16 protein-coding genes are annotated in these 17,971 nt (G+C 52.8%); 13 read left to right on the forward strand and 3 right to left on the reverse strand.

From position 1 onward, the window contains the following. The first annotated feature begins 92 nt into the window (after positions 1-92). From DS743_RS01655 to DS743_RS01670, 4 genes are all read left to right on the forward strand, one after another. A complete protein-coding gene (locus DS743_RS01655; protein WP_258945800.1) occupies positions 93-752 on the forward strand; it encodes a histidine phosphatase family protein in 660 nt (219 codons plus the stop codon). After that, on the forward strand, positions 752-1,405 hold the full coding sequence (locus DS743_RS01660; RefSeq protein WP_002879102.1) for a tetratricopeptide repeat protein: 654 nt from the start codon (positions 752-754) through the stop codon (positions 1,403-1,405). The genes DS743_RS01655 and DS743_RS01660 overlap by 1 nt, the downstream gene beginning before the upstream one ends. 13 nt (positions 1,406-1,418) lie before the next feature. Then, entirely contained in the window at positions 1,419-3,809 is a 2,391-nt protein-coding gene (gene recD2, locus DS743_RS01665; RefSeq protein ID WP_035183496.1) for an SF1B family DNA helicase RecD2, read from the forward strand. A gap of 168 nt (positions 3,810-3,977) precedes the next feature. Then, positions 3,978-5,327: an FAD-dependent oxidoreductase gene (locus DS743_RS01670; protein ID WP_003611409.1), complete on the forward strand. Its 1,350-nt coding sequence runs from the start codon at positions 3,978-3,980 to the stop codon at positions 5,325-5,327. A gap of 40 nt (positions 5,328-5,367) precedes the next feature. Here DS743_RS01670 and rnjA read toward each other — a convergent pair whose 3' ends face one another. The 3 genes from rnjA to def all read right to left on the reverse strand — a co-directional run bounded on the left by rnjA (position 5,368) and on the right by def (position 8,003). Continuing rightward, complete coding sequence (gene rnjA / locus DS743_RS01675; RefSeq protein ID WP_035183495.1) at positions 5,368-7,047, reverse strand: ribonuclease J1; 1,680 nt, start codon at positions 7,045-7,047, stop codon at positions 5,368-5,370. Beyond that, entirely contained in the window at positions 7,037-7,270 is a 234-nt protein-coding gene (locus DS743_RS01680; RefSeq protein WP_003617492.1) for a DNA-dependent RNA polymerase subunit epsilon, read from the reverse strand. Before DS743_RS01680 ends, rnjA begins: the two co-directional genes overlap by 11 nt. Before the next feature lie 178 nt (positions 7,271-7,448). Next, positions 7,449-8,003, reverse strand: a complete 555-nt coding sequence (gene def, locus DS743_RS01685; RefSeq protein ID WP_002879096.1) for a peptide deformylase — start codon at positions 8,001-8,003, stop codon at positions 7,449-7,451. Positions 8,004-8,224: 221 nt separating this feature from the next. Here def and typA point away from each other — a divergent pair, with 221 nt between their 5' ends. The 9 genes from typA to holA all read left to right on the forward strand — a co-directional run bounded on the left by typA (position 8,225) and on the right by holA (position 17,915). Beyond that, positions 8,225-10,096 (forward strand): translational GTPase TypA, encoded by a 1,872-nt coding sequence (gene typA, locus DS743_RS01690; RefSeq protein ID WP_035183493.1) that lies wholly within the window; start codon positions 8,225-8,227, stop codon positions 10,094-10,096. 99 nt (positions 10,097-10,195) lie between these two features. Next, positions 10,196-11,398: an FtsW/RodA/SpoVE family cell cycle protein gene (locus DS743_RS01695; protein WP_080730890.1), complete on the forward strand. Its 1,203-nt coding sequence runs from the start codon at positions 10,196-10,198 to the stop codon at positions 11,396-11,398. After that, a complete protein-coding gene (locus DS743_RS01700; protein WP_002879092.1) occupies positions 11,388-11,729 on the forward strand; it encodes a YlbG family protein in 342 nt (113 codons plus the stop codon). The genes DS743_RS01695 and DS743_RS01700 overlap by 11 nt, the downstream gene beginning before the upstream one ends. Next, the gene (gene rsmD, locus DS743_RS01705; RefSeq protein WP_002879091.1) at positions 11,726-12,277 is read left to right on the forward strand and encodes a 16S rRNA (guanine(966)-N(2))-methyltransferase RsmD; all 552 of its coding nucleotides are present in this window, start codon (positions 11,726-11,728) and stop codon (positions 12,275-12,277) included. Before DS743_RS01700 ends, rsmD begins: the two co-directional genes overlap by 4 nt. Further along, a complete protein-coding gene (gene coaD / locus DS743_RS01710; protein WP_003617502.1) occupies positions 12,278-12,772 on the forward strand; it encodes a pantetheine-phosphate adenylyltransferase in 495 nt (164 codons plus the stop codon). Next, positions 12,762-13,802 (forward strand): SepM family pheromone-processing serine protease, encoded by a 1,041-nt coding sequence (locus DS743_RS01715; RefSeq protein ID WP_035183492.1) that lies wholly within the window; start codon positions 12,762-12,764, stop codon positions 13,800-13,802. Before coaD ends, DS743_RS01715 begins: the two co-directional genes overlap by 11 nt. A gap of 128 nt (positions 13,803-13,930) precedes the next feature. Next, the gene (locus DS743_RS01720; RefSeq protein WP_035183491.1) at positions 13,931-14,683 is read left to right on the forward strand and encodes a ComEA family DNA-binding protein; all 753 of its coding nucleotides are present in this window, start codon (positions 13,931-13,933) and stop codon (positions 14,681-14,683) included. A 1-nt stretch (position 14,684) separates the two neighbouring features. After that, a complete protein-coding gene (locus DS743_RS01725) occupies positions 14,685-16,895 on the forward strand; it encodes a DNA internalization-related competence protein ComEC/Rec2 (protein WP_072544317.1) in 2,211 nt (736 codons plus the stop codon). 30 nt (positions 16,896-16,925) lie between these two features. Further along, positions 16,926-17,915 (forward strand): DNA polymerase III subunit delta, encoded by a 990-nt coding sequence (gene holA / locus DS743_RS01730; protein ID WP_035183488.1) that lies wholly within the window; start codon positions 16,926-16,928, stop codon positions 17,913-17,915. Positions 17,916-17,971: the final 56 nt, after the last annotated feature.

Here is a 17,971-nt window from a genome sequence, read left to right on the forward strand (position 1 = left end):
GCCAAGTCCCGGCGGACTTGGCCTTGTTCGTGTTTAGCGGGGCCGTCTTTTGCTATAATAAATAGTGATAGTTACGAGAGGCGATAAAAATCATGGAAATATATTTTGTAAGACATGGCAAGACACAGTGGAACCTGGAGCAGCGTTTCCAGGGCGGGCAAGGCGATTCAAAATTATTGCCGGAAAGTTTGGCCGACATTGAGAAGCTGGGACGTTATTTACAAGGGAAGCATTTTAAGGCGGTTTACGCCAGCCCCCTGGACCGGGCGAGAATGACTGCCCAAGGGCTGATTGGCGTGGCCGGGATCCGCCTGCCCTTACACATCGATGAACGTTTGCGGGAAATGAACCTGGGCAAGCTAGAAGGAATGAAGTACGCTGAGGCGGAAAAGCTCTATCCCCAGGAAATCGACAATTTTTGGCATCACCCGGACAAATACGACAATACTGTCGTAGAGGGGGAAAGCTATGAGCATGCCATGGCCAGGGGGCTGGATTTCGGCCGGGAAATGGCCGAAAAATACCCCAAAGACAGCGACAAGGTCCTGGTGGTCAGCCACGGGGCAGTTCTATCAGCCATCATGGGGGCGCTTTTAGGCTATGACCTGGCCAATCTCAGACAAAACGGGGTTATCTACAATACCAGTGTTTCAGTCTTGGCAAGCCAGGAAAAGGGCCCTGCCTTCAAGCTGGTCAAGTGGTCAGACGTTACTCCTTTAGAGCACAAGATGTCAGAAACGGATGGTTTGTAATGGATCAGAAGATCAATCAGCTTTATGAAGAAGGAAAAGTCGACCAGGCGATTCATGCCTTGATTGAGAAAATCGACCATAATCCCCGGGAAACTGCCAACTACCTGCAGCTGGCCACTTACCTCCTGGACCAGGGCAGCGCTGAGCAAGCCCGGGAGCTCTTGACCAAGGCCCGGGGGATCGCGGAAGATCCCCAGGCCTTGGTCTATGACCTGGCGGTTTGTGACTACGCCCTGGGCGACTTTGATCAGGCCCTGGCCCGCTTGGCCCAGATTCCGGATGATGACATGACCATGTACCAAAAGGCCCTGGTCTACCTCAAGCTGGGCCAGAGCCAGAAGGCCCTGGCTTATGCCCTGTCGATCAAAGAAAGTGACGACCGGGTAAAAGAGCTCATCGGGGACATCTGGCTGGCTTTAGGAGAGCTGGAAGCAGCCCGGGCCAGCTACCTGGAAATTGCTGAAGGGCAGAGAAGCAGCAAGCTGAACTTTTTGCTGGGCCTCACTTATTTCAGCCAGGACCGGGAGCAGGCGGAAGAATTTTTTGCCAAGTCTAAAAAGCAGGATCCCAAATATTACCAAAAAGCCAAAGACCAGTATGAGTCCCTGCTGAAGCTGCTGAGCCAGGGAAAGGCAGGGGCTGGGAAAGAATAATAAGGAGCGGGAAATGACCGAGTTTAGCGGTGAAGTAAAGAGCGTTATTTATGAAAACGCGCAAAACATGTACAAGATCTTGCTAGTCGCCGTAAGTCAGCCTCTGGCCGGTTATGACGATGATGAAATCAAGGTGACGGGGACCTTCGGGGACCTGGAGCTTGGCCAGGAATACAACTTTACCGGTGACTTGGTCACCCACCCCAAGTACGGCTTGCAGTTTCAAGCGACTGGCTGCCAGCCGGCCCTGCCGAAAGAGACTGGCGGGGTGGTCAAGTACCTGTCTTCTGACAAGTTCCCTGGCATCGGGCCCAAGACTGCGGAAAAAATCGTTGACCAGCTGGGCAGCGGGGGCTTAAAGAGCTTGCAGGCTGATCCAGCCTTGATCGCCAAGCTGGATCTTTCCCAAAAGCAAAAAGACAGCCTCTTGTCCGGCCTGGCCCAGATGGATTCCTTTGACGACCTGGCTATGACTTTGGCCAGTTACGGGATTCCCCGCAAGGTGGCCGGCCGCCTTTACCAGAAGTACCATGACCAGACCTTGAAAAAACTGCAGGCCGATCCCTACCTGCCTTTAGGCGAAGTGACCGGCTATTCCTTCAAGCAGGCCGACCACTTGGGAATTGGCTTTGGAATTGCCCTTGACAGTCTGGAGCGGGCTGATGGCAGTATCCTGGCGGTTTTGCTCCAGGCCTTGACCATGGAGGGGGAAACCTACCTGGAACTGGAAGAACTTTTGCCAGCCGCCAAGGAACTGACAAATATAAATTTTGACCGCCTGGCAGAAGCAGTTAACGACCTGCAGGACAAGAAGAAGGTCGTCGTGGAAAGAGGCCGGGCCAGCCTGCTGGCCCCATTTCAAGTGGAAAGCGAGATCGTGACCGACCTGGAAGACCTTTTAGCCAAGGGCAAGGAAGCGGACTACCGGGAAAAGGACTTGGACCAGGCCATCAAGCGGGCCGAAAGGAAGCTGGGGATCAGCTATGACCCTGAGCAAAAGCAGGCCATCAAAAACGCGGTAACCAGTCCGGTCTCCATCCTGACTGGGGGACCCGGGAGCGGGAAGACGACCATCATTGACGGGATCTTGCTGGTCTTAAAGGACCTGGTCGACATGGACGAAGAAGAAGCTGAAGAAGCGATTCTCCTGGCCGCGCCAACCGGCCGGGCAGCCAAGCGGATGGGGGAAGTCACCGGCTATCCCGCCAAGACCATCCACCGCCTCTTGGGCCTGGGGATCGACAACAGCGAGGAAATGGAGCTGAATGATTTGGAAGGGGAGATCTTGATCGTCGACGAAATGTCCATGGTCGACATCTACCTCTTTGAAAAGCTGCTCAGCTCCATCAGCAATGTTCACCACCTGGTCTTTGTCGGTGACAAGGACCAATTGCCATCCGTCGGGGCGGGGAAGGTTTTCGCTGACTTGATCGAGGCGGACTTCATTCCGACCTGCCAGTTGCAGGTGGTCCACCGGCAAAAGGACGATTCAACGATCATTCCCCTGGCCCACGCGGTCAACGAAGGAGCCAACCCGGCTGTTCTCTTGCAAAAGACGGCCAGCTACTCCTTTATTCCTTGCCAGCCCCATGCCGTGCCTAGCGCCGTCGAGCAGATCACCCAGGCAGCCTTAAAGAGTGGCTTTGCGGCTGACGACATCCAGGTTCTAGGGGCTATGTACCGGGGCGACGGGGGGATCAACAGTTTGAATGACACCCTTCAGCGGGTGATCAACCCGGAAAAGGGCAATGATAAAGCAGTTGAGGCCCATGGTGAGAACTTCCGCCTGCATGACCGGGTCCTGCAGCTGCAAAATGACCCGGAGCGGGGGATCTACAACGGCGAGATTGGAAAGGTCGTGGCCGTTGACCCGGAAATGCTGGAAGACGAGGATGACGAAGTCAAGCTTTTGGTCAATTTTGACGGCAAAGAAGTGGCTTACACGCAGGCAGACTTGAATAACCTGACCCGGGCTTATGCCATCACCATCCACAAGTCCCAGGGGTCAGAATTTCCTTTGGTCATTCTCTGCTTAACCATGCAGAACTATATCATGCTCAAGCGCAATCTTTTGTATACGGCCATCACTCGGGCTTCCCAGAAGCTGGTCATGGTCGGAGAAGAGCAGGCTTTTGCCCAGGCCATGCGGGTCAAGGGCAATGAGCGGCGGACCAACCTGGTTTGGCTCTTGAAGGACCGCTTTAAGCCAGAAGAACAAAGTAAGCAAGAGAGTAGTGACTCTACAGAGAATACTCTGGATAAAGAAGAAAAAGCCGAAGACTACATCTTGACCGGGGCCCGGATCAGCCGGGCGGAGATTTCCCCCATGGTCGGCATGGAGGACCTGGTTCAGGGATGCAAGAATCTGGCGGAAATCGTCCGGACCAAGGGGCCAGGAGCCTAACTTAATAAAGTTTTTGACAGAAAGACCACTTAGCTTGGTCTTTCTTTTTCACCCCAAAATTAAGAAAGTTACTTTTTGTAAGTAAAGTGCTGACAAAAGGAAGGCAATGGGGTATACTAAAATTAACTTACAAAAAGTTAGTTAACCTTTGAGAAAGTTTGGTAAAAAATGACAGAAAAAGAAACAAAGAAGACAGTCAAAAACATCATCATCGGTTTTGGCAAGGGGGGCAAGACCCTGGCCAAGTTCCTGGGCCAGCAGGGCGAAGAAGTCCTCCTGGTGGAAAAGTCAGCCAAAATGTACGGGGGCACCTGCATCAACATCGCCTGCCTGCCGTCCAAGCGCCTGATTTTGGAAGGGGCAGCCGGTAGCGATTTTTCGGAAGCAGTCGCTGGCAAAAATGAGATGACGGCCCAGTTGCGGGAGAAAAACTACCAGATGTTGGCGCAAGAAGAGACGGTGACTGTCCTTGACGGCCAGGCCCGCTTTATTGGCGAAAAAGAAATCGAAGTCACGGGGCCGGCTGGCAAGCAGATTTTTAAGAGCGACCGGATCTTCATCAACACCGGGGCTAGCCCGGTCTTGCCGCCTGTTCCTGGTTTAAAAGAGAGCAAGAAGCGGCTGGATTCCACCCAGGCCATGGACTTGACCAGCCTGCCAAAAGAGCTCTTGATCCTGGGGGCCGGTTACATCGGCCTGGAATTTGCAGGCATGTTTGCCAATTATGGCAGCCAGGTGACTGTTTTGGACCATAGCCCGGAATTTTTGCCAAGAGAAGATGACGATATTAAAGCCGCCGTCAAGGCTGACCTGGAAAGAGCCGGGGTTAAATTCATCTTAGGCGCAGATGTTGAAAAAGTCAGCGACGAAGCTGACCAGGTCGTAATTGACTACAAATTAGGCGAAGAAAAATTGACGGCTGCTGCTGACAAAGTCTTGGTCGCTGCCGGCCGGCGGGCCAACACGGCTGATCTTAATTTGCCAGCAGCCGGGATTGAAACTGACGACCGGGGCAATATCAAGGTTGATGATCGCTTAAGAACAAGTGCTGACCAGGTCTGGGCCCTGGGCGATGTCAAGGGCGGACCGCAATTTACCTATGTCTCCCTGGATGACTTCAGAATTGTCAAGGACCAGCTTTTTGGCGAAGACAAGCGAAGAGTCAGTGACCGGCAAATCCTGCCGACCAGCGTCTTCATCACCCCGCCTCTGTCAGCTGTTGGCCTTAATGAAAAAGCCGCCCAAAAGGCTGGGCTTGACTACCAGCTCTTCAAGCTGCCAGTTGCCGCCATTCCCAAGGCCAAAGTCGCCAAGGACAGCCGGGGCTTGTTCAAGGCCCTGGTTGACCCGGCAAGCGGGCAGATCCTGGGGGCCAGCCTGTATGGCCTGGAATCCCATGAACTGATCAACCAGATCGCCCTGGCCATGAAGGCCAAGCTGCCTTACAGCTTCCTGCGTGACCAGATCTACACCCACCCGACCATGAGCGAGGCTTTTAATGACCTCTTCAAGCAATAAAAAAAGAACTCCGGAAGGAGTTCTTTTTTGCTATCAAGCTTTATTTCTTTTCGACCAGCATTGGCAGAATCATTGGCCGTCTTTCAGTCCGGGAGTATAGGAAGTCCTGCAGGCTCTCGATGATCGCCTTGCGGATTTCGCTGTCCTTAGGCTTGTCGCTCTTGGCCATTTCCGTCTTCAAGACATGGTAGACGAGCTTCTGGGCCGCGTTGATCAAGTCCTGGGATTCACGCATGTAGACAAAGCCCCGGCTGAGGATGTCAGGGCCTGCCAAAACCTGCTTGTGCTTGTAGTCAACCGTGGCTACGGCTACTACCAGCCCTTCTTCAGACAGGATCTGCCGGTCGCGGACCACGATGTTGCCGACATCAGCAGCACCGGAAGTGTCGACGAAGACGTCCTTGACGTGGATGTCGCCGGCGATTCTGGCCCCTTCAGGGCTGAAGCAGACCACTTCACCGTTCTTCAAGACGAAGGTGTTCTCTGCCGGTACGCCCGCTTGCTGGGCCAGGTGGGCGTGGACAACCTGCATCCGGTATTCACCGTGCACCGGGATCATGTACTTCGGCTTGGTCAGTTCGACCATCAGCTTCAGTTCTTCCTGGCCGCCGTGGCCGGAAGTGTGGACATTGTTGACCCGGCCGTGGACCACGTTGGCCCCGCCTTCCATCAGCTTGTTGATCAGCTGGTTAACGCTCAGGGTGTTGCCTGGAATCGGGTTGGAAGAGAAGATCACAGTGTCATGCGGCTTCAACTTGATCTGCCGGTGGGTGCCGTTGGCAATCCGGGAGAGAGCAGCCAGGGGTTCACCCTGGGAACCGGTACAGAGGAGCATGACCTTTTCCGGCGGCAGGGAGTTGATTGCTTCAGCATCGACAATCAAGCCTTCCGGCACATCCAGATAGCCCAGGTCGATCCCGTTTTGGATCCCGTTCTCCATGCTCCGGCCAAAAATCGCCACCTTGCGGCCGGTGTCGATCGCGGCTTGAATGGCGGTTGACACCCGGTAAAGGTTGGAAGCGAAAGTGGCAAAGATGATCCGGCCTTTAATGCCGGTGATGATGTTGTGCAAAGAGCTGGCAACGAAGCGTTCAGACTTGGTAAACTGCGGCACTTCGGCGTTGGTTGAGTCACTCAAGAGGGCCAAAACGCCTTCTTCGCCCAGATGGGCCATTCTCTGGAAGTTAGGGGCCGGCTGGTTCATGACCGGGGTCAAGTCGAACTTAAAGTCGCCAGTAAAGACGACCGCGCCCAGCGGAGTGTGGACGGCAATCCCCAAAGTGTCGGGGATTGAGTGGGTGGTTCTGAAGAAGGTCACTTTCAGCTTGTCAAAAGTCAAAACCGTGTCTTCGTGCTCTTCATGCAGCTCGGTCCGGTCCAGGATCCCGTGTTCTTCACACTTGCTCTTGATCAAGGCCAGGGCAAAAGGCGTGGCGTAGACTGGAATTTCCGGAATCTTTTCCAGCAGGAAGGGAATCCCGCCGATGTGGTCTTCGTGGCCGTGGCTGACAACCAGGGCCTTGATCTTCTCCCGGTTCTTGACCAAGTAAGAGTAGTCGGAGATAACATAGTTGATCCCCAGCAGATCATCTTCCGGGAACTTGATGCCGCAGTCCATGATGACGATTTCGTCTTGGTACTGGACACAGTACATGTTACGGCCGATTTCGTGTAATCCCCCGATCGCGAAAACGGCTACTTCGTTTTGCTTAATCTTCACTGTTAGTTTGTCCAAAGGCAGTCAGCTTGAAGTCGGCGTGTTCTTGTTCGTACTTCAAGGAGTTGCCGGTTAATTCTTGGATGAGCTCAATGTTGTAGGGGGTGTTTTGTTCAACGAGGGCTCTGGCTTGGACAACGTTGTCGGCTTCCATGTAGAGAGTCTGGGTCGTTTCTCTGCGTGGGTTAACGATCTTGTCCTTTTGATATAAAACTTTGTAGATCATAAAAAATCTCCTTATTGTTTAATTGTAATTTGATCTCTGTTTGAGAAATTTTGCCAAAAATACTCAATAGCTAATTAAAGTTTAGCATAATTAGAAAAGCAAGTATAGAAACATACTTGATCTAAGGAGGCAAAAAAGCCCAAGCCAGGACGAAGCGGGATGGCTTGGACTATTGAGCCTAGTAGATGACGATGGTGTCTTCATCCAGGGCAAATGGGTTTTCCTTGTTGATCCGGTCGTAGAAGAGGTGTCCGTTCAAGTGGTCGATTTCGTGGCCGGAGACGATGGCTGGGTAGCCCTTGAGGCGGATGGTCTTTTCCTCGCCGTCAACGGTCCAGTAGTGAACCGTAACCTTGTTTGGCCGCGGAACGTAGCCGTCGATGACCTTGTCAACGCTTAGGCAGCCTTCGCCTTCGCCCAGGCAGGTCTTGCGGACGGATTCAGAAATGATTTCCGGGTTAACGTAAACTTCCTTAAAGATGATTTCACCCTTGTCGTCTGGCACAAGCAGGGCAGCCATAGACACGCCCTCACCAACCTGCGGGGCAGCCAGACCGACCCCGGCGCGGAGCTGGTGCTTGGCGGCAATCTTTGGATCTTGTGAGTTTACCAGGTATTCCATCATGTCATCGGCCAGCTTGCGGTAGTGGTCTGACAAGGGAAAAGTCAATTTTTGCGCAACTTGCCGCAAAACGGGATCCCCGTCGCGGACAATATCTTTCATTAAGATCAATGTGGGTTCTCCTTTTAAAATAATCGCTAATATATTTTTACCACAAAAAGGCCTGCTATGGTTAAACATTCTCTGAAAAGCTTATGTAAACTAAAGCAAATTTGTTGACCAGGCCCAAGAGTGGTTGTACAATAGATGATTGTAAAAAAAGTATAAACATTACTTCGGCCAGCCTGCTATCTAAGGCTAAAGGGAACTGTGCTTTTGTCACAGTTCTTTTTATGAGGAACGGGGAGGAAACATTTTTGGCAGATCAAAAGAGAAGAGAAAACATCAGAGACATCGCGATCATCGCGCACGTCGACCACGGTAAGACTACCCTGGTTAACCAGCTGCTTAAGCAGTCAGACACTTTACCAGAACACATGAACCTGGAAGACCGGGCAATGGACTCCAACGCCATTGAACGTGAACGTGGGATCACGATTCTGTCAAAGAACACCGCGGTCAGCTACAAGGGCACGACCATCAACATCCTGGACACCCCAGGCCACGCCGACTTCGGTGGGGAAGTTGAACGGATCATGCACATGGTTGACGGTGTCCTGCTTCTGGTCGACGCTTACGAAGGCCCAATGCCGCAGACCCGCTTTGTTTTGCAAAAGGCGCTGGAAGCCGGCGTTAAGCCAGTTGTTGTCGTGAACAAGATCGACCGTCCTGGTTCCCGTCCAGCTGAAGTTCTGGATGAAGTTCTGGAACTCTTCATCGAACTTGGCGCCAACGACGAACAGCTTGAATTCCCAGTTGTTTACGCTTCTGCCTTGAATGGTACTTCCAGCTACTCAGACGACCCGGCTGACCAGGAAGAAACCATGGACCCGGTCTTCGACACGGTCATCAAGGCCATTCCGGCTCCACTTGACAACGAAGACGAACCTTTGCAGTTCCAAATTACCATGCTTGATTGGGACGACTACGTTGGCCGGATCGGCGTCGGTCGCGTTTACCGGGGCAAGATCAAGGTCGGCGACGAAGTTACTGTCATGAAGCTTGACGGCTCCAAGCAAAACTTCCGCGTGACCAAGCTCTTTGGTTACTTCGGTTTGAAGAGAAACGAAATCAAGGAAGCCAAGGCAGGCGACATTATCGCCATCAGTGGGATCAACGACATCTTCGTCGGTGAAACCATTGCTTCCAAGGAAAAACCAGAAGCCTTGCCAATTCTGCGGATTGACCCGCCGACTCTGCAAATGGACTTCGTGGCCAACGACTCACCATTTGCTGGCCGGGAAGGCAGCCAGGTTACTCCAGCCAAGCTGGAAGAACGGCTTTTGCGGCAAACCCGGACTGACGTTTCCCTGAAGGTTGAACCAACTGACCAATTAAACGCCTGGACTGTTTCAGGCCGTGGGGAACTGCACTTGTCCATCCTGGTTGAAGAAATGCGCCGGGAAGGCTTCGAACTGCAACTGTCCCGGCCAAAGGTTATCTACCGGGAAGTTGACGGGCAAATGTGCGAACCATATGAAGCTGTCCAAGTTGACGTGCCGGACGAATATGTTGGCTCAGTTATCGACGGCTTGTCCCAACGCAAGGGTGAAATGCAGAACATGGTTTCCAAGGGCAACGGCCAGACCCGGTTGGAATTCTCAGTTCCTTCCCGTGGCTTGATCGGCTACAACAACGAATTCATGTCCGCAACTGGTGGTTACGGGATCATGAACCACACTTTCAGCGAATACAAGCCAGTCGTTAAGAACTGGAACCCAGGCCGGCGCAACGGTGCTTTGGTTTCCATCAACCAGGGGCAGTCAACTACTTACTCCCTGCAGTCAGTTGAACAACGCGGCCAGCTCTTCATCGGTGCCGGCGTGCAAGTTTACGAAGGGATGATCGTTGGTGTATCTTCCCGTGACCGTGACATCGCTGTTAACGTAACCAAGGGCAAGAACCTAACCAACACCCGTGCTTCCGGTAAGGACCACGCTGCGGCCATCAGAACGCCAAAGACTTTGACTCTGGAAGAATCAATCGAATTCTTGAACGATGACGAATACTGTGAAGTAACTCCAGAAAGCCTGCGCCTGCGGAAGAAGATCTTGAACACTTCAGAACGGCAAAAGTTTGACAAGAAGAAGGCCAAGACCAACTAATTGTTAGTTTTTTGGTAAGTCTCTCCCCCCTACTTATAGGAGGAGGGGCTTTTTTGTTTTATAATGAAAAGCGACGATTATTTTTAGAAGGGGAAAAACGTGAAGAAAAATAAAGGTGCTGCCACGGCCGCCAAAATAAAAGAGACATTCCAATATTTCGACTACCGGATCTTCATCGTCTACTTGCTTTTAATGACGATCGGGGTGATCGCGGTCTATTCGGCCAGTTCAGAAATCCTGCTGATCCACGGCTTCAAGGCTACGGTTTACGGGCAAAAGCAGCTGCTCTACGCCTTTTTCGGGGTATTGATCTGCCTGGTCTGCTACAGCATCAACCTGGACTACTTAAGGCGGGGCAAGCTGCTCTTGTGGCTGCTGGTAATTGTGGCCGACTTATTGGTCTATGTCCGCCTCTTTGGCCAGGCGGTCAACGGGGCCAAGGGCTGGATCAACCTGGGCCCAATCAACATCCAGCCCTTGGAATTAGCCAAGCTGGTCTTGACTTTGTATCTGGCCCGGATGCTGGCTAAGGCCGACGGGCGGTTAGTGCGCGGACATATCATCTCCCAGCTTTTGCCTACGGCAATCATCGCGGGTGTACTAATGATCCTGGTTTTGATCGAACCTGACTTCGGGGGGACAGCCATCCTTTTTTGCCTGGTCCTGATCATGTATTCAGTTTCCGGGATCCCGACCGGCTACGTCCTCTTGAGTATCATCGGCATCACCGTTCTGGTGGTCGGGGGCTTCAGCTTGATCGTGGCCTGGAACCCGAGCTTCTTGCAGGATGTTTACGTCTACAAGCGTTTTATTGCCTTCCTGCACCCATTTAAGACGGCTGCCAATGAAGGGGCCCAGCTGGTCAATTCATATTATGCTATCCATAACGGGGGCCTTTTTGGCTTAGGCCTGGGCAACAGTATCCAGAAGCGGGGCTATCTGCCGGAACCTTACACCGACTTTATTTTGTCGATCATTGCCGAAGAAGTTGGCTCTCTTGGCGCATTAGTAGTCTTGGGCCTGCTTTTTTACCTGATGATTTTGATCATGGAGCGGGGGGTCAAGGCCCAGTCCCAGTACTCCACCTTGATCTGCTTCGGGGTGACCGCGATTATCTTTTTCCAGACTTTATTTAATGTTGGCGCGGTCTTAGGCCTCATGCCGATCACCGGGGTAACCCTGCCCTTTATCTCTTACGGGGGTTCCTCACTCTGGGTCTTGTCGGCAGCGATCGGCCTGGTCTTAAATGTTACCGCGGAAGAAAAAATCAGACAGGAGGTGCAAGCAGAGGATGAGTATTAACCAAGAATTAGCTGATCAGGAGATTGCTAGCCGGACCAGCTTGATCGTTTATTTGCGTAATGTCAACAACGATCAGTTCAAGCTGCGCAGGTTCGGGGACATTGTTTATTTTTCCAAAAAGCTGCACTATTTGATTCTCTACGTCAACCAGGCAGAGGCGGAAGAAACGGCAAGCAAGCTGCGGACCTTCAGCTTTGTTAAGAAGGTTGAATTTTCCCAAAATGATGCCCTGGACCTGGACAACCAGAAGATTGAGCAGCAGATCAGTGACATGGCCAAGGAGGCCGAAGAGAAGTTAAATCAGACAGATAAAGAGGACTGGATTAAGTGAGAATTATTTCTGGAAAATACGCCAAACGGAACTTGTTTACCCTCAAGAGCCAGAAGACCCGGCCGACCAGCGACAAGGTCAAGGAATCCTTGTTCAATTCCCTGGGCCAGTTTTTTGCTGGAGGAGAGGTCCTGGACCTGTACGCGGGCAGCGGGGCTTTGGGGATTGAGGCAGTTTCCAGAGGCTGCGAGCGTGCGGTGCTGAACGACGTCAGCCGGCCGGCCTGCCAGATCATCAGGAAAAACGTGGACTTGACCAAGGAGCCGGACCGCTTTGAGGTCTTCACCATGCCGGCGAAAGTGGCCTTGAAGGTCTTCGCTGACCAGGAAAGGAAGTTTGACCTGGTCTTTTTGGACCCGCCATATGCCAAGCAGCAGATGGTCAAGGACATGACGGCTCTGGCTTCCCTGGACCTGCTTAAGCCGGGGGCAAAAATTGTCGTGGAAACTGATGAGCAGACAGACTTGCCGCCGGTTGCCGGCTTTGACCTTTTGAAAGACCACCATATGGGCAAGACGATCGTAAGAATTTACCAGAGGGCAGAATAGATGACGACAGCGTTGTTTCCGGGGAGTTTTGACCCCATTACCAACGGGCATATGGATACAATTGAGCAGGCGGCGAAGGTCTTTGACCGCCTCTTGGTCGTAGTGATGACCAACAGCTCAAAAAAGGCGCTTTTTACGCCGGATGAGCGGGTGGACTTGATCAAGGACGCGGTAAAAGAGCATGGCCTGGCCAATGTCGAGATCCTGGCCCGGCCGGGCCAGCTGACGGTGGACCTGGCCAAGGAATTAGGGGCCGGGGTTTTAGTCCGCGGGGTTCGCAACAGCAGCGATTTTCTCTATGAGCAGCAGATCGCCCAGTTGAACCGGGACCTGGCCCCGGACCTGCCGACTGTTTTGTTTATGGCTGAGGCGGCCAACAGTGCTTTGGCATCGAGCATGCTGAAGGAAATCGCCATGTTTGGCGGCGAGCTGGACCGCTTTTTGCCCAAAAAGGCTGCCAGAGCCTTGAAGGAGAAGCTGCAAAGTGAAAGTTAAGAAAGATGGACAAAGCAAGAAATGGCGCCGGGCCCTGGTCGGCTTGTTTGCGGTTATCCTGCTGGCCCTGGTCCTGCTCTTGCCAACCAAATACGTGATTGAGGCGCCCGGGGATGCCCTGCCGGTCGGCAATTATTTAAAGACGGCCGGGGTTAAGGCTGAAAATAACCTCTACTTCGTGACCGTGAGTGAGCGGAGGGCGGTTTTGGGCGATTATTTATGGTCCTTTACCCAGCCTTATGAAGACCGCCTGACCATGGATGAAGTGACCGGGGGAACAAGCACGGAGCAATATGAACAGCTGCAGGAATGGTACATGCAGACCAGCCAGCAGACGGCCATCTATTACGCGGCCAAGAAGGCCGGGCTTAAACCCAAGCTGAAATACCAGGGCGTATATGTGATGGACCTGCAGTCCAGCTCCAGTTTTAAAAAGAAGCTCTTGATCGGGGACACGATCGTAGCGGCTAATGGGCACAAGTTCAAGTCTGTCCAGGGCTTTATGAGCTACCTGCAGAAGCAGAAGATCGGGCAGAAGGTGTCGATTACGGTTTTGCGGTCCGGGAAGAAGCAGACTTTTACCGGGAAAATTGTCAAGGTGAAAGGCACCGGCAAGCCGGGGATCGGGATCAGCATGGTGGAAAGGGTCAAGGTGGAAGTCAGCCCGAAGACGACGATTAGCACGGGCGACATTGGCGGCCCGTCAGCTGGTCTGATGTTCTCCCTGGCCTGCTACCAAAACTATACTGGCAAGGACTTGACCAAGGGCCACAAGGTAGCCGGGACGGGGACGATCGATGCAAACGGCAAGGTCGGCATTATCGGCGGCGTGGACAAGAAGGTCGTGGCCGCGGATAAAGAAGGGGCAGAAGTATTTTTCGCCCCAACTGACCAGACCGGGGTCAAGAAGTCCCAGACCAACTACGCGGTGGCCAAAAGAACGGCCAAGAAGCTGGGCACGAAGATGAAGATCGTGCCGGTGGCAACTTTTGATGATGCCTTGAAATACCTGCAAAAGCATTACAAGTAGAAAACTGAATAGTTAAGAAGAGAACCGGAGCCAGACTCCGGTTCTTTTTTACCTCAGTAAATTTTGTCTTTTTCTTTTATTTAGGAAAAAAGACCATTTTTGGCGTATTAGTTATTGAGGTGATAAAAATGAATCAGTCAAACGAAAGAACGGAAGGCAAGCAAAAGCTGCAGGACCTGCTTGCCTGGCTTATGGATAAGAAAATGTACATCGTAGTCGTCTTGCTGGCGGCCGGGGGCTTTTATTATGCCAACCGGCAGCCGGCTGCTGACAATTCTGCTCTTTTGTCCAGCAGCCAGAGCATGAGTGAAAACAGCGGGCAAAGCCTGCAAAGCTCTAGTGTTAGTTCAGTGGCTGCCAGCGCCAGCTCAGCGGCTTCTGCGGCAAACGCTGAAGTAGTCTGCGATATTTCAGGAGCGGTCAAGCACCAGGGGGTCTACCGGCTGAAAAACGGAGCCCGGCTGGAAGACTTGATTGAAAAGGCCGGGGGCTTGACCAAGGATGCCCAATTGCAGGCCATCAACCGCAGCCAGCTTTTAAAAGACCAAGACAAGATCTACATCCCCGGCAAGGGGGACAAGATGGAAGCGGCCCAGACCGCTAACTCTGCTGCAGCATCCGCTCCGGCTTCTTCTCCTTCTGCATCAGCCTCATCAGTCTCTTCTTCAACTTCCGGGGCAGCTTCTGGTGACTTGATCAATTTGAACACGGCTACAGCCAGCGATCTGCAGAAGCTGAACGGGATCGGGGAGAAGAAGGCCGAGCAGATCATTGCCTACCGGCAGGAAAAAGGGTCTTTTAAGAGTATTGACGAGTTGAAAGAGGTGTCGGGAATTGGCGACAAGACCTTCGCGGCAATTAAGGACCAGCTTACAATCTAGCCTGCAAGCCGGCTTTTACTTTCTTTTGGCCTTGGCCAGCGTCAGCTTGTGCGGGATCTTCCAGTCGCAAAAATGGGGGAAGCTTTTTGCCCTGGCCGCCTTGTTCTACCTGCTCTTTTTGCTCAAGGATAAATATGGCGGTTTGTTTAAACTCGCCCTGGCCTTCTTGCTCTTATTGACTTTGGTCCTGGCTAAGGACCAGGTTAAGCCGGGTGAGCCGGCAGGCGACATCCGCCTGTACCCCGACCAGGTGAAAATTACCGACGGCTGGCTGAGCGGGCGGGGGCAGACGGCCACGCAGAAAGTGCAAGTTTACGGGCCTGCAAGCCGGGAGGCACTAGCCTTGCTGGAAAACGGGCAAAGCATCGACTTAACTGAAGTTGGCGGCGCGGTCAGTGAAATAGAGCCAGCGACCAATCCCGGCCAGTTTGACTACCGCCGCTATTTGGCCAGCCAGCATGTCTACCGGCAGGTCAAGCTGGCTCATTATCAGGTCAAGCTGGCTCCGGCTAGTCTTCTTACCCGCCTGCATGGCCTCCGCTGGAAAATTCAAGCTTATCTGAAGCGCCTGCCCCGCCTATTGGCCTTTTTTGCCAGTGAACTGCTGCTAGCGGAAAATCCGGCTGGGGACAACCAAGCCAACTTGAATACCTACCGGGACCTGGGGGTTATCCATATCTTGAGCATTTCGGGGATGCATGTGGGCATTTATGTCTTTGCTCTGGCGGTTTTCGGCAGCTACCTGCACATGACCAAGGAGGAAGTTTTTGCCGCTTCCTGCGCTCTATTGACCTTTGAGGTCTTCTTGAGCGCGGGCCAGCCAGGTTTTATCCGGGCGACTCTTAGCTATGTTTTTTCAGCCGGATTAGCCTTTAAGAGCAGGAGGATCGGCCGGGCTGACCTGTTGGGCTTGACTTATTGCTGCCAGCAGCTTTTTACTCCCCGCCTTTTGCTGGAAACCGGCGGGATCTTGACTTATGTATTAGCCCTGGGCCTGGTCTTGACGGCGAAATTGCCAGACTGCAAGCAGGCTTTTTGGCTGAACGGCCTGCTGACGCCTTTTTTGCTCTATTTTTTCTACCAGGTCAATGTCTGCACGATTTTTTACAATATTTTAGTCGTGCCCTATTTCAACTATATCGTCATGCCCATGACCGGCCTGGCCTTGCTGGCTCCGCCGGGTCTAGCGGCTTTTTTTGAAAAAATCCTGGAGGCGGCGGAAGGGATGCTGGCTAATGTGGCGAAAACCGGCTTTGGCCAGCTGATCTATGGCCAGATCAAGGCCTGGCAGCTGGCCCTGCTTTTTGTCTTAACCTTCCTGTATCTCATCACGCGGAAAAAGAAATACCGCCATATTCTGGCGGCGGTCTATCTCTTAATTTTTGTCAGCATCCACTTTCCCTTGGAAGGGCAGGTCTCTTTTATCGATGTGGGTCAGGGCGACAGCATTCTTTTAACGACGCCCATCCGCCGCCAGGTCTACTTGATCGATACCGGGGGCAAGCTGACTTTTGGTAAAAAGAAACAGAGCCAGCCCCAGATCGACCGGATTACCATTCCTTTGCTTAAAGCCCAGGGAATCAGCCAGATCGACGGGGTCTTCGTCAGCCACCAGGATGCTGACCATGTTGGTGACCTGGGCCCCCTGCTCGAGGAAATGCCGGTTAAGCGCCTCTATATGGGAGCAGGTCTTATTCAAAATCCGAGCTTTAGGGCCAGGATAGCCGGCCGGGTAGAGAAGACCAAGCTGGTTGAGCTGAAGGCAGGGATGGAGGTGAAAGAAGCGATCAACTTCCAGGTTCTTCACCCGGAAGTAGCGGGAAAAGGGGAAAACAAGGACTCTTTGTCGCTTACCTGCCGCCTGGCTGGGAAAAGCTGGGCTTTTACCGGGGACCTGGACCAGGCAGGTGAGGAGACAATCATTAAGAAGTTTCCCGATTTGAAAATTGACTACTTCAAACTTGGCCACCACGGCAGCGATACTTCTTCTTCAACTGTCTTTTTGCGGGCAATCCAGCCAAAATTAGTCTTTATCTCCGCTGGCCGGAACAACCGCTACCACCACCCCAAGCCGGAAACCTTAGCCAAATTGCACCAGCTGGGGATTCCTTATCTCAATACCCAAACGGAAGGGATGATCAGCTGGCATTACGGCATCAGGCAATACTTCAGTAGTTTTCTGGAAGGGCGGCGGGTGTGTTATCATTATTAAAGAGTTTACTTTTAGAGGGAGGAAAGCGGCTTGCCAAATTTGATATCCCTGTTTCCTAACAGCCAGGCGGGAAACCCGAATCTCCTGCTGCAGGGACCGGACGCTTTTTTAAATGACTATCTGGCCCATAACTATGTCCAGCAGGCAGCCTTTCAAGGCCTGGAGAAGGTGACGGTTGACTGTGAGAGCGACCCGCTGGACGACTTGATCGCGGCCTTGGCGGAAGCCAGCCTTTTCAGCCAGCAAAAATTAGTCTTAGTCAAGAACCCCATCTTTTTGACGGGAAAGTTCCCGGTCAAGTACAAGCAGCAAGGGGACCGGCTGCTGGAAATCTTCAGTCACCTGGACCAGATCGACGACGTGATCGTTTTAGTCGCCAGCTATGAGAAGCTGGACCGGCGCAAGAAACTGACCAAGCAGGTGGAAAAGAGCTTCAATACGGTCTCAACCGCGGTCAAAAGCTATGAAAGCGGCCGGGTTATGCAGGCCTTGGTCAAGGCTGAAGGCTATCGCTTTGCCGGCGGGGCCCTGGACTTGCTCATGGAGAGAAGTGACCAGGTCCTGGACGCGGCCCTGGGCAATTACAACAAGCTGAAGGCGATCAGCGACGGCCAGGAAATCAGCCGGGACCTGGTGGACCGGAATATCGATCTCAGCTTAGACCAGAACGTTTTTGCTATTCTAGAGGCTGCCTTAAGAGGGGACTACCAAGAGGCAATCGACCGCCTGGACGGGCAGCTGCGGGAGGGGACTTATCCCTTGCAGCTGGTCGCGGTCTTTTTCAGCCAGGTTGAATTTTTGCTCTGCGTGAAGGTGATGGGACAGAGAAGGCGGAGTGAAAGCGAGATTGCCAAGGAATTGTCCGCCCACCCTTACCGGGTCAAGACAGCCTTGAAGTCCAGGGCGAAGGTCGGCCAGCTGAAGAAAATGCTGGGCCAGCTGATCCAGCTGGACTACCGCTACAAGAGCGGGGTCTACCAGGGCAGCCGCTTTTTAAAGGCTTTTATCCTGACCTGCTAGGCAAAAAGAGAAAAAACAGGGAACAGAAAAAGACAAAAGAAAAAGAGCGGGAAACG

Origin of the sequence: Lactobacillus leichmannii (genome assembly GCF_024701915.1) — a bacterium.
In the GTDB taxonomy this organism is placed as follows: domain Bacteria; phylum Bacillota; class Bacilli; order Lactobacillales; family Lactobacillaceae; genus Lactobacillus; species Lactobacillus delbrueckii.